Origin of the sequence: Bradyrhizobium sp. CCBAU 45384 (genome assembly GCF_028128665.1) — a bacterium.
Lineage (GTDB): Bacteria > Pseudomonadota > Alphaproteobacteria > Rhizobiales > Xanthobacteraceae > Bradyrhizobium > Bradyrhizobium manausense.
Window position 1 is genome coordinate 147,994 of record NZ_LBIZ01000111.1, and the last position, 14,323, is coordinate 162,316.

The following is a 14,323-nucleotide window of genomic DNA, read 5'->3' on the forward strand; positions in this document are numbered from 1 at the left end:
GTTTTGCGGGGCCTTAGGCGCGGCCCTTGATCTCGTAGTGACCCGGCACGCATTTGTAGCGCTCAAGGCGCCAATTTGCGCGATAGATCGGATGCTCGTCCATCCATTTTGCAAGCGGGGCCTGCGCACCGACCGCACATGCCATCATCGACATGTCGGGCGTCATGTTGCTGTCGGTCACGATTTCCTCGACACAGCTGCCCGAGGCAGCAGCGCCAAGCCGGCAGAGCACGGCAACGACGGTTATGAACATTCCAGTCACCTCATCGGCAGTTTCGACCACGAGGAGGATGCAAGCCGAGTGCCACAGCCTGTGTCGGAAACGACACGCTGGCTGGGCCTGCTCGCCCCAATGCCCCATTTGACGATTCGGATTGTAAAAAATTTGTCCCTTAATCGAAGCCGGACAAATACGGGGAACCCAAAGGAATCAGGGGAGAAACGCGCTGATTCGTGACGCCACGCGTCACCACCAGACACGACCGCGGCAACGGTCATTTTCAAGCTGCGGAATAAGCACTTCGGCGGCGCGCGAACCCCACCAGTCGACGGCGTGCCGATCTGGCAGACGCGGCCCCGGGCTCAATAAGGTGCAACCGTTTCATCAACTGACCGCGGTTGCGGTGCCAATGAGCGACGAACGAACCATCTTCGGTGAGACCACGATGACGTGTGGCTCATGCTGCGGCACGCGCCGCCGGCGGCGTCGCGCGATCCGTGACAGCGCGCCCAAGGCGCTGCTACAGTTCGCGCCGGCTCCGTGCATCGCTGGAAGGTCAACAGAAGAAAAACAAAGGGGAGGGCCGAAAGTCCCATGAAGGAATTTGCTGGAAAGATCGCCGTCATCACCGGTGGCGGCACGGGCATGGGCCGGGAGCTCGCGCGGCAGCTCGTGGCCGAAGGCTGCAACGTCGCGATGTGCGACGTCTCGGAAGCTGCGATGGCCGAGACCAAGCGGCTTTGCGAGGTTGAGAAGCTGCCGCAGGGCCTGCGCGTAACCACCCATGTCGCCGACGTCTCGATCGAGGATCATCTGAAGCGTTTTCGCGATGAACTTGCCGAGCAGCAGAAGACGGACATTTGCCGGCGCCCCTTGCTCATCCTGACGACGTCATGGCGAGACCGAAAGTCACGCATGCAAGGATATTCCCGCGTTCAAGCGATGGTGATCTTGAATAGGTCTCATTCGGCGCAGCGCTGCTTGGTCGGGGAACCAAAATAGTTTAGTGAATCAGGAGTAATGCCACGACAGAGCGTCGCTCCGATGATACCCGCATGCCTCTCCGACGACTTCATCCTCTGCCCGGAGAGAGAAGATATCTCCGCTGAGTTCACCCGCTTGCTGACCGCGGCACAAGAGGGTGGCGCCACCATCGCCGAATGCTTGATGATCGCACGGCGGCTCAAGCACGGCGACGAACAGTCCTGGCATCGCGAGTGGAAGAAGCTGGCCCAGGCCAACAGGCATCGTGCCGAGGCGGCCTTCGCCGAAGGCCACAGGGTCACCGCGCAACGCAATTGGCTGCGCGCGATGAATTATTACGGTGCAGCCGCGATGCCGCTCGATCCCGCCGACGAGCGCCGCTGGGTCGCGGTGCTCGCGATGCAGGAATGCGCCCGCCGTTTCCTCGCGGCGCGCGGGCCCGCCGGCGAGGTCGTGACAATCCCCTGGGGGGAAGGGCATTCATTGCAGGGCTATTTCCTGCCCGCGCCCGCGGCGAACGGCCGCGCTCCGACCGTGATTTGCATCGGTGAGCCCGGGCATCGCAAGGAGGAATTCCTGGTCAAGCTTGCGCCGCATGCGCGCGAGCGCGGATTTGCGATGCTGGCCCTCGATCTGCTCGGCGTCGAGCGCGACGATTACGTGGACGTGCTGCTGCAGCGTCGGGACATCGAGAGCTCGATCACCAGCGCCATGGATTATTTGGAGCTGCGCAGCGATGTCGATTTCGATCGCGTTGCGATCGTGGCCGACGGGTGGGGCTCGTCGTTCGTCGCGCGCGCGGTGTTGCAGGAGCCGCGATTTGCCGCGGCCGTCTGCGATGGCGGTCTGTGGGATCTGCACGAGCGGTCGTTCTTTGCCAGCCGTTTTGCCATGAGGGACCTCAGCATCGTTCCGGTGCCGCATGCGCCGCTGATGGCGTCAAGCGCCGAATGCCCGGTGCTGATCACGCTGGGCGAGGACGGCTGGCTCGAGGCCGATCGTGCGCAGCAGATCGTGCAGAAATCCCGCCTCGGTAGCTCGGACATCGTGCTGAAGGTGTTCACCGCAGCGGAGACCGGCGCGGCACAGGCACATGCCGACAATCCGAGCCTTGCCAACGAATACATCTTCGACTGGCTCGAATCCCAGCTCGGGGCCGCCGGGAAGCGGATCTGAGCGGCCTTCAGGCCGAGAAGCCTTAAAGGTCCAGGGAGATCCTGACGCAGGCCTTCTCGAGCCGGCTCTTCAGCGTCGCGAGTTTGGCGGTGAATTCCGTCAGCTCGTTCTCGTCGAATTCCTGGAAGACGAATTCGCGAATCGTCTTGTACTGCTCGTTGAGGCTCGCGATGTGTTTCTGCGTTTTCTCGACCAGCGACAGCCGCACCACGCGGGCATCCGTTGGCGAGGGGCGGCGACGCAGCAGGCCCTTTTTCTCGAGAAGCTTGGACTGGGTGGTGACGAAGGACGGGTCGACGTGAAGCAGCTTGGAGACCACGTTGATGGGCACGCCGTCGTTCTTGTCGAGGTCGGAAATCGCCATCAGGATCAGCCATTGCGGTCCGCTGATGCCGAGCGTCCTGGCCCAGAACTGACGCAGCTCCTCCAGGTACATGTTGATCGAGGATATCTCCCAGGTAAATCGCCTGATGATATCGAGATTGCCGGCGGAGCGGAGGCGCGCCCCTTCTTTCCTCGTCGCTGACACCGCGTCACTCCCGCAAACTGATTCATTCTCGCCAGTCTTCGCGGCCGCATAGTCCACGCAAGTCTGCCCTGACGCAAGTGCAGAGCAGGGTAATTGTGTCACGGAAACTACAAATATGAGCCGGTCAGCATTTTGGCCCTGGGGCGGTGTTGCGCCGCAGACACAGGGTTAGTGAAACAACAAAGCTGATCTAATAAACTATTTTGATTAACGGAACGGCGCAGGCATATTGATCCGTGACGGTGGGGGGTTCTCGATCGTCCCGTTGCAGGTGGTTCGCTCACGTCCCTCGCGTCTTTCGCGGGTGCGTCCGAAAGCGCGAAGCGGCCGAGCGGATTTGATGAAGAGACGGGGATGTGGGGGGCCATGCGGTCCGATCTCCGTAAAATGAGCAACTTGGAGGTTTTAAATGAAAGTGGTGAAGAGCCTTTTGCTCGGCACTGCGGCGGGTCTGATCGCCGTCGGTGGAGCTCAGGCGGCTGATCTTCCGGTCAAGGCCAAGGCAGTCGAATACGTGAAGATCTGCTCGCTGTACGGTGCGGGTTTCTACTACATGCCGGGCACCGACACCTGCATCAAGTTCGGTGGTTACGTCCGCGCTGACGCTGTTCTCGGCGGTGGTGGCGACTATGATTTCAACAAGAGCACCAGCTCTGCGAACGGTGGGTCGAACAACCGTCTGACCAACTACTATCTCGCCCGCGCTCGTATGGACCTCAACGTCGATACGCGCACCGCGACCGAATACGGCGTCGTGCGAACCTATGCCGACATGGTCTTCACCTATAGTTCGTCCGACGTCACCGGCAGCAACCCGTCGGCGATCTCGTCCAGCTCGGCTGCGCTCGGCCTCTACCACGCGTTCATCCAGTTTGCCGGCTTCACCTTCGGTCGCACCGTCTCGATCTTCGATGCCCCGTGGCAGAGCTATGTGGCGGGTGGCCCCGACACCCTTCCGGGCGGCTCCAACCACGTCAACGGCATCAACCAGGTTGCCTACACGGCTGACTTCGGCCAGGGCATCACCGGTTCGATCGCGTTGGAGGAAGAGACGACGGCGTCGAACGGCCAGTCGAATCTCTGGAACGTCTCGTCGGGCACGGCCGCCCAGTTCGTGACCGGCGTCTATGGCGCCAACGATTGGGGTGGAACACGTTCACCCGACATCACCGGTGCGGTCCGTGTCGACCAGGCCTGGGGTCTGGCTCAGATCTCGGTCGCGGCGCATGACATGCATGCGGCCTATTACGGCGCGACGGAAACCAGCGGTCATCCCAGCGACAAGTGGGGTTGGGCTGTGCAGGGTTCGTTGTCGATCAAGAACATCCCGACCGGTGCGGGTGACGTGATCAACCTGCAGGCCGTCTATACGGATGGTGCGACCCGCTACAACTTCCAGAGCCTGTTCCCGCAAGCCTTCTTCATGTTCGGCGGCAGCAGCTCGGCGTATCAGAGCATCGGCTTTGCCGGTCTTGCTGACGGCGTCTTCGGAACCGGTACCGGCATCGATACCGTGAAGACCTGGGGCGTCCGCGGTGGTTATACCCACAACTGGAGCCCGAATTGGGCGAGCGCCGTCTATGGTGGTTATGGTTCGCTGAGCTACGGCTCGGCGGGCAAGTCCATGATCTGCGCCAACTTCGCTACCATCGCCGTGGCCGGTTCGACCTGTAACCCCGACTTCAACTTCGGTGTCGTCGGTGTGAACACCGTGTGGACTCCGGTCAAGAACCTGGCGTTCACGGCTGACCTGAGCTGGTCGCGCCTGGACCAGAAGTACTCTGGTTTCGTCAACGCTCCGGCGATTGCCAGCGCCGCCAAGCCGGCCGCTGTGTACGAGCTGAAGGACCAGGACTCGTTCACCATGATGCTGCGCGCCCAGCGCAACTTCTGATCATCGATCGCGTCAATCGATCGGAGAGCCTCGGCGGGCGACCGCCGGGGCTTTTTTCTTGGTCAAGGCTGATTTCAAAAATCAGAAATCACCTGCGCGGACGGCGAAGACGAGCTATGCGATTCAAGCGTCACCAATCTTATTTACTTACCTGAGTTACTAAGCTATATAGCTCTCAGCCGATTTCGAAAGTCACGGCTCTTAGCTTCACGCTAAGCCTCCAGAAACCTCCGGTAGTGCCCTGCCGGAGGTTTTTTGTTGTGGGGAGAGGGTAGGACTCGCCTCAGCCGCGCATGACGCGGGCGCGGGAGTTCGGACGGTAGGCGAGGCGGCTGTGGCCGATGCAATAAGGCTGGCCCTCGTGCGCGGCGTTGCCGCAGAAGCAGAAATCCGCCGCGCCGGGCGTGGAGATCGGCCAGCGGCAGCGATTCGCATCGAGCTCCATCAATGAGCAACGGTTGGCGTCGTCGATCGGCCCGGTCACCCCTGCCGCGTCTGCTTCGCCGTAGATCGTGGCGAGCATTTCAAATTGCAGGCGAGGCACCGCTTTGGGCGGGCGCGGGACGGGCGTTCGGTCCTGCAGCCTGCGCTCGTCGAGCGTGCGGCCGCGCGTGAGATTGAGGCGCGACAGCTTGCCGATCACGGCGTTGCGGCTGACCCCGATGTCGGCCGCGATCTCGCGGCAGGACAGGCCAGCCTCGAAGTGTTGCTTCAGCAGTTCAATTCGTTCAACGGTCCAGGTCGGAGAGAGCACAGGCATTTGTAACGGTCCCAGGTTGCGACATCCGGCCATCAGCAGCTCGAGATCCGTCCGCTTCACGCTCGTCGCGCGTTCACGTCCTGCCATTGTCGCGGATCGACAAAAGCCCGTCCTTGATGGCGAGACGGATGCCCTCCTCGATCAATGTCCGTGCGACGCCGGGAACGCTGGTGCCGTGGGTGCCCTGTCTCACCAGTTTTTCCAGATAGGTGATGGTCGAGAGCGCCAAGGTTACGGGAATGCGGTCAGTCTCGGCTTTTTCGGTGGCCATGGCCCGAACGCTAGCCTCTTACTCGGGTACATAAAAGTAACGATTAAGACTCTATTTAGGTTCGAGGGTGGAAGTCAAATCCGGGCTTTATCGGTGGCGCAGCGTATTGGAATCGCTCAGAAAAATTGACGAGCGCCAGCGCACCGCACGGGTTGCCGGGCAGCGCATGGTGTCGGCAGGGCAGGAGGTTGCGGCCGGGCTCAGCCGTGCACGATCGCTTTTTCGATCATGCAATGGATGCCCTTGGAGCCGTTGACGGTCTGGGTCACCCGCAGATCGGCCGCGAGGCTGCACAGCGTGTAGGCGTCCTCGCGCGAGAGGTTTCGCGTTTCGCCGAGCAGCGCGATCATGTCGCGCAGCGCGCGGACCGCGCATTGGTCGAGGTCGGGGTCCATCGCCATGGTGATGTAGTGGGTCGGCGTCTCCGCGCGCGGATAGGTGAACCGCAAATCCTTGCGCAGTGTCAGCCGGAAACGGCCCGAGAGCGCGGTCTCGATCGCGGTGACGCAGACCTCGCCGTCGCCCTGCACGCCATGGCCGTCGCCGCAGGAGAACATCGCACCCGGGACGAACACCGGCAGATAGAGCGTCGCGCCGGCGCCGAGCTCCTTGTTGTCGAGGTTGCCGCCCATGGCGCGCGGGACGAGCGAGGAGATGCGGCCCCAGCCGGCGGGCGGCGAAACGCCCATCACGCCGAAAAACGGCTTCAGGGGCAGGTCGAGGCCCCAAGGCATACGGCCGACCATCCGCGCCCGGTCCAGCGGGATGTTGAGAAGTCGGGTCTCGTGGAAATCGTCGGGCAGGGTGCCGGCGAGCGGCTTGATCAGATTCCAGCCCCAATCCTGCCGAAGCTTGACGTCCAGGATATCGACCTGGAGGACGTCGCCGGGTTCGGCACCGCCGACGGCGATCGGCCCGGTGAGAATGTGACCTGGCACCATCCGATCGGATTTCGCATGCACCTCGGCCATCTCGGGCGGAACGTGAAACCGGCTGCGGTCCGGGATCACTTCGGGCCCGCCGCTGATGGTGTCGACCGTGACCTCGTCGCCGCTTGCGACAGTGAGGACGGGCTTGAGGCTGGCTTCGAAGAAGCCCCAATGGCAGGTTTCGGCGCTCGCATGCAGGTGGTGATGGGTCATTTGCGGGGTCCAGTCGTTGTCATTCGAAAGCGCTTGAGAACTTGCAATGGCCGGGCTTGACCCGGCAATCGATCCTCTTCCAAGAAGATTTCTGAAGACAAGCGGGCGGGTCAAGCCCGCGTGGCACAGCTACGATCATTTCAGCGAGGTTTCTTCTGTTCTTCGTTCTTTCCAAGACGCTTGGGGCCGCGGTGCTGCCGCTCAATCTTCTGGTCGAGCTCGGGATCATCGCGGTCGTGCTGATGGCAACGCGCTTTGCCCGGTTCGGCCGCAAGCTGGCCGTGTCCACGCTGGTCCTGCTCGCGCTCGCGGCATTTTCGCCGCTCGGCAATCTCCTGCTCTATCCGCTGGAATCGCGCTTTCCGCCGTGGGATCCATCGCGCGGCGCGCCCGACGGCATCATCGTGCTGGGCGGCTCCGTCGATACCGATCTGTCGGCGGCGCATCGCACCCCGGTGGTCGCGCATGCGGCCGATCGCTTGTTGGCGCAGGCCGAGCTCGCACGCCGTTATCCGAAGGCGCGTATCGTCTTCACGGGAGGCTCAGCGAACCTGGTCTCGACCGACGCCAGAGAGGCCGACTATTCGGTGCCGATCCTCGAGGGCATCGGCATTCCGAAAGAGCGCCTGGTCGTGGAGCGGAACTCGCGCAACACTTACGAGAACGCGATCTTCACGAAGCGCCTGGTGCAGCCGAAGCCAGGCGAGCGTTGGCTGCTGGTCACTTCGGCTTTTCACATGCCGCGTTCGATGGGCATTTTCCGCAAGGCCGGATTTGACGTCGAGGCCTATCCCGTCGACTGGCGGATGGGCGGGCCCGACGATTTGTTTTCTTTCACCAATATCAGCGCGGACGGTCTCGGCCGCACCGATGTGGCGGTGCGCGAATGGATCGGCCTTCTGGCCTACCGCCTCATGGGCCGGACCAGCGAGTTGCTTCCGGGACCTGCGAAGGACTAGAACAGAGCGCAGAAACGCAAACGACCCGTCGGGAGGCTTCCAATGCAACAGCAGAGTGCAGACAGGATCGATCTTGCCGGTCTCGTCGCCGATCTCAACAATCTGTTGCGGCTGAAGACCACGGTGATCGGCATGAAGCTGTTCGCGCGTGCCGAAGACATGGAAGCGATCCCGAAGATCCGGCGGCCGACTGCGATCCACACCACCGACCAGATCGTCAGCATGGCCTCGCGGCTCGGCTGGACCGTGGGCATCACCGGCGACGATCTCGTCGGCAACCAGTGCCGCGCGGTGATCGGCCTTAGCCCTCAGGACGAGAAATGGCTCGCCGGCGAAAACTATGTCGGGGTCTGGCATGGCACCGCGGAGGATGCGCGCAAGCGCCAGGAGGCACTGGACGTGGTCCCGTTCGGTCAGTATCAGGCGCTCGCGGTCAGCCCGCTCGCAAGCGGCCGGCTCGATCCGCCCGACATCTGCCTCGTCTACGCCACGCCCGGCCAGATGATCATCCTGATCAACGGGCTGCAATATACCGGCTACAAGAAGTTCGAATGGGGGGTGGTCGGGGAGACTGCGTGCGCGGATTCCTGGGGGCGGGCGCTGAAATCAGGCGAGCCCAGCCTGTCCTTGCCATGCTATGCCGAACGGCGCTATGGCGGCGTGCCTGATGAGGAGATGCTGATGGCGCTGAAGCCGCATCATCTCGCCAAGGCAATCGAAGGCATGAAGGCGCTGGCCAAAAACGGTCTGCGCTATCCGATCCCGCCCTATGGAATTCAAAGCGACGTCCGCGCCGGCATGGGCGTGAGCTACGCAAAGAAGTAAAGGCCAGTCATGAGCTCTGCGAAATTCGACATCGTCGTCTACGGCGCGACCGGTTTCACCGGCCAGCTCGTGGCCGAATATTTGGCGGCGCATTACAAGAACGACAAGCAGCTCAAATGGGCGATGGCTGGACGCAGCCTCGACAAGCTGAAATCCGTGCGCGATGCGATCGGCGCGCCCGCCGACACGCCACTGATCGTTGCGGATGCGTCCGATGCTGCCTCGCTGAAGGCGATGGCGGAGCAGACGAGATCTGTCATCACGTCGGTTGGCCCGTATCAGCTCTACGGCGAGGCGCTGCTGGCGACCTGCGTCGCCACGGGTACGGACTATTTCGATCTCTGCGGCGAGCCGATCTGGATGCGGCAGATGATTGACAAATACGAGGCGGCTGCGAAGGCGAGCGGCGCGCGCATCGTGTTCTCCTGCGGCTTCGACTCCGTGCCGTTCGAGCTCGGTACGTTCTTCGTGCAGGAAGAGGCCAAGCGCGTGTTCGGCGCTCCGGCCCCGCGCGTGAAAGGCCGCGTGCGCGACATGCGCGGCACGCTCTCGGGCGGCACTGCCGCGAGCGCCAAGGCGACCTTCGATGCTGTCGCCAAGGACATCAGCCTCGTCGCGATCCTGAACGATCCGTTCGCATTGACGCCTGGCTTCACCGGTCCGAAGCAGCCGAGGGGCAACAAGCCGCTGATCGAGGAGGATCTGAACTCCTGGGCCGCGCCGTTCATGATGGCGCTGATCAACACCCGCAACGTCCATCGCTCCAACATGCTGATGGGCTTTCCCTACGGCCAGGACTTCGTCTATGACGAGATGGTCCTGACCGGTCCCGGCGAGAAGGGCGAGGCCAACGCCAAGCGCGTGATGGCGGCGAACGCCGAGAAGACCGGCCCGAGCGCGCCGAAGCCGGGCGAGGGGCCATCGAAGGAGGAGCGCGAGAACGGGCTCTTCAATTTGCTTTATGTCGCGATCGCGCCCGACGGCCGCATGGTTCGCGCCGGTGTGACCGGCGACCGAGATCCCGGCTATGGCTCGACCTCGAAGATGATCTCCGAATGCGCGATCTGCATGCTGCGTGACGCGACTGACGTCGCATCCGGCTTCTGGACACCGGGCGCAGCGATGCAGCACAAGCTGATCAGGCGGCTGCAGGAGCATGCAGGGCTGAGGTTTGAGGTGGAAGCTTAAGGTCCGTGTCCGCGAAGTTCGACATCGTCGTCTACGGTGCGACCGGATACACCGGCCGGCTTGTGGCCGAGTATCTCGCTGCGCATTACGTGGGTGACGGCGCGCCGACATGGGCGCTCGCGGGGCGCAGCAGGGACAAGCTTGCCTCCGTTCGCGATACGATCGGCGCGCCCACTGACACGCCGCTGATCGTCGCGGACGTGGCCGATCCGGCGTCGTTGCGGGCGATGGTCGATCAGGCGAAGCTCATCGTCACCACGGTCGGTCCCTATCAGCTTTATGGGGCCGATCTGCTTGCCGCCTGCGTCGCCTCGGGCACCGACTACATGGATCTCTGCGGCGAGCCGATCTGGCTCAAGCAGATGATCGACCGGCACGAGGCGGCCGCCAAAGCGAGCGGTGCGCGCATCATGTTCTCCTGCGGCTTCGATTCCATGCCGTTCGAGCTCGGCGCGTTCTTCGTGCAGGAGGAAGCAAGGCGCGTGTTCGGTGCGCCGGCGCCGCGCGTCAAAGGGCGCGTCCGCGACCTCAGCTGGAAGTTCTCCGGCGGCACCTCCGCGAGCGCAAGGGTCACCTTCGAAGCGGTTGCGCAGGATCTCAGCCTGGTGTCGATCCTCAAGGATCCTTTCGCATTTACGCCCGGCTTCGAAGGGCCGAAGCAGCCGCGTGGCAACCGGCCTGTTTTCGAGGAGGATCTGCAATCCTGGTCCGCCCCGTTCGCGATGGCGACGCTGAACACACGCAACGTCCATCGCTCCAACATGCTGATGGGATTTCCGTACGGCAGGGACTTTGTCTACGACGAGATGGTGCTGACGGGTCCGGGGGACGAAGGGCAGGCCAACGCCAAGCGCGTCATGGCCGCCAACAGCGAAAAGACCGGGCCCGAAGCGCTCAAGCCCGGCGAGGGACCGTCGAAGGAAGAGCGCGACAACGGTCATTACGATCTGCTCTATATCGCGATCGCGCCCGATGGCCGCCAGGTTCGCGCGGCGGTCAAGGGCGACCTCGATCCCGGCTACGCGTCGACGGCCAGGATGATCTCGGAATGCGCGGTCTGCCTGCTGCGCGATGCGCCTGACGTTCCGGCCGGCCTCTGGACACCGGGCGCGGCGATGCAGCGCAAGCTGATCAGGCGGCTGCAGGAGCACGCAGGGCTGAGGTTTGAGGTGGAGAGCTAGCCCGGCTCTCGTAGGGTGGGCAAAGGCGCATCGCGCCGTGCCCACCATCTCTCGGTGGTGGGCACGCTGCGCTTTGCCCACCCTACGGCACTGAAATTGTCTCTACGCTGCCCTCGCGTCATAGGCGTACATGAAATCCATGCCCTTCGAGCCCAGTGGCAACAGAAGTTTGATCATCTGATTTCTCAGCCACGCGCCGGCGGCGCTGAACTCGCGTTTGTTGTTGCCGTTGCGCCGGGCGATGGCGACGATCTTTTCCGCGCGCGGCCGACGTTCGGCTTCGAAGGCCTGGAAGGTCGCCGTCAACTCCTGACCCTCCTGCATCAGCCGGGCGAGCCGCATCGCATCTTCCAGCGCGAGCGAGGCGCCCTGTCCGGCATGCGGGCTGGTTGCATGGGCGGCGTCGCCGATCAGCAGCGATCGCTTGCGTGACCAGGTCGGCAAGGTTGCGACGTCGAACGTGTCGGTGACCACAATGTTCTCGGCCGCCTCGATGATCCCAGGGATCGGATCGTGCCAGCCCTGATGGAAGCCGCGCAGATGCTGCTTCAGCGCCTGTGCGTCGAGCGCGCGAAACATCGCGGCATCCATGCCGTGCGCGGGCTGCGTGCTCCACCACATTGCGCCGTCCTTGGGATCCGGGCTGCAATAGCCGTAGCCGAAGAAGCCGCTCTGTCCGAACGTGGTCTCGACACGCCCGCCGATCGCCCTGCCGCCGAGGGCCGAATGAGGGACGAAGCCACCGAAGCCGATCAGTCCGGTGTTGAAGGGTTTGGGACCATCAGGCACAACCTGGCGCCGCGTGATCGAATGCACGCCGTCGGCGCCGATCAGAAAATCGCCCTCCGCGGTGGTGCCGTCGGCGAAATAGGCGATGATGGGCTGGTCGCCGCGATCCTCGATCTTGATCAGGCGCTTGTCGAAATAGAGCGAAGCGCACGTGCACCAGGCCTTGTCGATCAGCATCTCGTTCAGCGAGGCGCGGCAGACGTTCACGGCGGGTTGGCCGAACCGCCGCGCCATGTCGCGGTTGATCGAGCCGAGCCGTCGGCCGTCTTGCGAATAGAAGTCGAAGGATTCCGCGATCGAGCCGCGGCTGATCAGCTCGCCGGCAAGCCCGATCTCGTCCATGACATGCATGCCGTTCGGCGCGATCTGGAGGCCGCCGCCGATGCCCTTGGAGTAGGGCCAGGCTTCGTAGACCGCGGATTCGATGCCGGCGCGGCGCAGCAGGATCGCAGCGACGGGCCCGGCAATGCCGGCGCCGATGATGAGGGCCTTGCGGGGACGGTGAGGCATTGGCTTGCTCCCGAGGTTTCCGTGGTGCTAGGAGAAATTAAGGTCACTAAATCTCTTAGTGGCTAAGATATATATCGGCTAAGATATGAGGTGGGCCTTGTCAAGGGCAAAGGCGCGCGCGGCGTTGCTGGGAGAATTGGAAGAGGCGATGCGACGGTCGTCCGCGCAGGGCGTGCTCTATGGGCAAGCCGTTGCGAACGTGGCCGGAATCGCCAATTCCGACCTCGAATGCATGGACATTCTCTATCTCGAGGGGCGCGTGACCGCGGGCAGGCTTGCCGAGGTGACGGGGCTCACGACGGGCGCCATCACCGGCGTGGTCGATCGGCTCGAGAAGGCAGGGTTCGTGCGACGCGAGCGTGACGAGGCCGATCGTCGCAAGGTTTTCATCGCCGTCGTGCCCGAGACCGCGAAGAGGATCGGCCAGCTCTATGTGCCGATGCAGCAGGCGATGGAGAAGGTCTTCAGCGCCTATACCGACGAGGAGCTGCGCCTGCTGCTGCGTTTTGCCAATGAGGGCTACGAGGGCGTGGTCGCAGCGACCGCAGCATTGAAGGGCCTGCTTGATACGCCGCCGGAGCAGCGGCCCGATCTCAAGCTGAAGAAGCATCCTCGCCGGACCTGACCTTGTAGGCCTGTGCGGCCGCGATCATGCCCCACATCGCGCCCAGCATCATCCAGAAATGGCGCCAGTGGTCGGTGTCGATCACGAAACTTTCGCCGACGGTGCCGACGAAGGCGGAGAACACCGCGAGGTAAGCGCGCTGCCAGGGCACGCGGACGAAGATGTGGCGCAAGCCAGTGATGACGGTGGTGAAGACCAGCGCCGGATAGCAGACGCCGGAGAGCCAGCCGCCGGACATGAAGGCGTTCAGGTAGGAGTTGTGGGTGTCTTCGGGGAAGTAGCGGTGGAATTGCAGGGGGCCGATGCCGAACGGCAGGTCGAGCGCCATCTCCGCACCGAGGATGTGGCGGCCGAACCGGCCGAAGCGGCCCTCGTCATAGCTCTGGTCGAAGCTCGCGCGCTGCTTGAACATCTCGGCGACGGAATCGAACGACAGCAGCACCGCGATCAGCGCCAGGCCCAGCACGACCGCGACGATCGCCATGACGATGATGCGTGAGCGCTCGGCATTGCTGCGGCTGGTCAGCACCATCAGTGCCAGCATGAAGGCCGAGGTCAGGATCAGCCCGCCCCAGGCGGCGCGGGAAAAGGCGAGCAGGATCGCCAGCGACATAATGGCGAAGGCGATGGCGTTGCGGAACGCCTTGGCGAGCTTGTCCGAGACCACGCTCTGAAGTGCAAACAGCGCCGGCAGGATCAGGAACGCGCCAAGCACGTTCGGGTCCTTGAACGTGCCGCGAGCGCGCTCGTAGAGCGTCAACAGATCGTGGCCGCCGGGGACCAGGTTGAAATAGCCTGATATAGCCGAGAGCGAGGCGATCATCGCGCCGACCACGAGGCCACGGCGCAGCATGTCGAGCCGCGCCGCCGTGTCCTCGGAAATGACCATGGCAAAGAACACCACGGTGACGGCCATGTACCAGGAGGTCGCGATCCAGCTTGCGACCTCCGACTGGTCGAGCAGCGGGATCGCGCCGACGGTGTAGCCGACATTGAGCAGCACCAGGGCCAGCACCAGCGGCATCAGCACGAGCCGCAGGCGCAGGCCGGTGGCAAAGAAGGCGACGGTGGCGAGCAGCGTCGCGATCTCGTAAGGGCTCGGCTCGATGAAGACGATTGCGCCCGAGGCGCCGACCAGCCAGACCAGCGCGCGCTGGAGGGCAAGCACGCCGGGCGCAGCCGGTGCGGCTACGTTCATTCCACCGGCAGTTGCCGCATACGCCATCACTCGCTCACGCAAATCTCACGCCACAAATACCGCTGTCATCGC

General features: G+C 63.3%; 14 protein-coding genes and 1 pseudogene. 8 read left to right on the forward strand and 7 right to left on the reverse strand.

Annotated features, from left to right (window positions below; genetic code table 11):
• Positions 1-13 precede the first annotated feature (13 nt).
• Positions 14-253 (reverse strand): hypothetical protein, encoded by a 240-nt coding sequence (locus XH80_RS22775; RefSeq protein ID WP_057756768.1) that lies wholly within the window; start codon positions 251-253, stop codon positions 14-16.
• A gap of 561 nt (positions 254-814) precedes the next feature.
• Here XH80_RS22775 and XH80_RS22780 point away from each other — a divergent pair.
• Positions 815-1,078, forward strand: a pseudogene (locus XH80_RS22780) (SDR family NAD(P)-dependent oxidoreductase); the annotation flags it as partial.
• Between the two features lie 186 nt (positions 1,079-1,264).
• The gene (locus XH80_RS22785; protein WP_271600489.1) at positions 1,265-2,380 is read left to right on the forward strand and encodes an alpha/beta hydrolase family protein; all 1,116 of its coding nucleotides are present in this window, start codon (positions 1,265-1,267) and stop codon (positions 2,378-2,380) included.
• A 22-nt stretch (positions 2,381-2,402) separates the two neighbouring features.
• Here the strand turns inward: XH80_RS22785 and XH80_RS22790 are convergent, their stop codons facing one another.
• Entirely contained in the window at positions 2,403-2,909 is a 507-nt protein-coding gene (locus XH80_RS22790) for a MarR family winged helix-turn-helix transcriptional regulator (RefSeq protein WP_271600490.1), read from the reverse strand.
• A 409-nt stretch (positions 2,910-3,318) separates the two neighbouring features.
• Between XH80_RS22790 and XH80_RS22795 the strand changes: the two genes are divergently transcribed.
• Entirely contained in the window at positions 3,319-4,803 is a 1,485-nt protein-coding gene (locus tag XH80_RS22795; RefSeq protein ID WP_271600491.1) for a porin, read from the forward strand.
• A gap of 283 nt (positions 4,804-5,086) precedes the next feature.
• Here the strand turns inward: XH80_RS22795 and XH80_RS22800 are convergent, their stop codons facing one another.
• From XH80_RS22800 to XH80_RS22810, 3 genes are all read right to left on the reverse strand, one after another.
• Positions 5,087-5,563 carry a GcrA family cell cycle regulator gene (locus XH80_RS22800; RefSeq protein ID WP_271600583.1) on the reverse strand — a complete coding sequence of 159 codons (477 nt, stop codon included), beginning with the start codon at positions 5,561-5,563 and terminating at the stop codon, positions 5,087-5,089.
• Positions 5,564-5,636: 73 nt separating this feature from the next.
• Positions 5,637-5,834, reverse strand: a complete 198-nt coding sequence (locus tag XH80_RS22805; protein WP_007603456.1) for a hypothetical protein — start codon at positions 5,832-5,834, stop codon at positions 5,637-5,639.
• Between the two features lie 200 nt (positions 5,835-6,034).
• Positions 6,035-6,976 carry an acetamidase/formamidase family protein gene (locus tag XH80_RS22810; RefSeq protein WP_271600492.1) on the reverse strand — a complete coding sequence of 314 codons (942 nt, stop codon included), beginning with the start codon at positions 6,974-6,976 and terminating at the stop codon, positions 6,035-6,037.
• Between the two features lie 191 nt (positions 6,977-7,167).
• Between XH80_RS22810 and XH80_RS22815 the strand changes: the two genes are divergently transcribed.
• From XH80_RS22815 to XH80_RS22830, 4 genes are read left to right on the forward strand one after another with little or no spacing between them, the layout of a single operon-like run.
• On the forward strand, positions 7,168-7,935 hold the full coding sequence (locus XH80_RS22815) for a YdcF family protein (RefSeq protein WP_271600493.1): 768 nt from the start codon (positions 7,168-7,170) through the stop codon (positions 7,933-7,935).
• A gap of 42 nt (positions 7,936-7,977) precedes the next feature.
• A complete protein-coding gene (locus tag XH80_RS22820; RefSeq protein ID WP_057756320.1) occupies positions 7,978-8,760 on the forward strand; it encodes a DUF169 domain-containing protein in 783 nt (260 codons plus the stop codon).
• Positions 8,761-8,769: 9 nt separating this feature from the next.
• Complete coding sequence (locus tag XH80_RS22825; protein ID WP_271600494.1) at positions 8,770-9,948, forward strand: saccharopine dehydrogenase family protein; 1,179 nt, start codon at positions 8,770-8,772, stop codon at positions 9,946-9,948.
• Between the two features lie 5 nt (positions 9,949-9,953).
• Complete coding sequence (locus tag XH80_RS22830; RefSeq protein WP_271600495.1) at positions 9,954-11,129, forward strand: saccharopine dehydrogenase family protein; 1,176 nt, start codon at positions 9,954-9,956, stop codon at positions 11,127-11,129.
• Between the two features lie 102 nt (positions 11,130-11,231).
• On the opposite strand, the gene XH80_RS22835 is transcribed toward XH80_RS22830, so the two are convergent.
• A complete protein-coding gene (locus XH80_RS22835) occupies positions 11,232-12,428 on the reverse strand; it encodes an FAD-dependent monooxygenase (protein WP_271600496.1) in 1,197 nt (398 codons plus the stop codon).
• A 148-nt stretch (positions 12,429-12,576) separates the two neighbouring features.
• Here XH80_RS22835 and XH80_RS22840 point away from each other — a divergent pair, with 148 nt between their 5' ends.
• A complete protein-coding gene (locus XH80_RS22840) occupies positions 12,577-13,053 on the forward strand; it encodes a MarR family transcriptional regulator (RefSeq protein ID WP_271600497.1) in 477 nt (158 codons plus the stop codon).
• On the opposite strand, the gene XH80_RS22845 is transcribed toward XH80_RS22840, so the two are convergent.
• Positions 13,022-14,278, reverse strand: coding sequence for an O-antigen ligase family protein (locus tag XH80_RS22845; protein WP_271600498.1), 1,257 nt, complete (start codon positions 14,276-14,278; stop codon positions 13,022-13,024). The two genes, XH80_RS22840 and XH80_RS22845, sit on opposite strands and share 32 nt — an antisense overlap.
• Between the last annotated feature and the right edge of the window lie 45 nt (positions 14,279-14,323).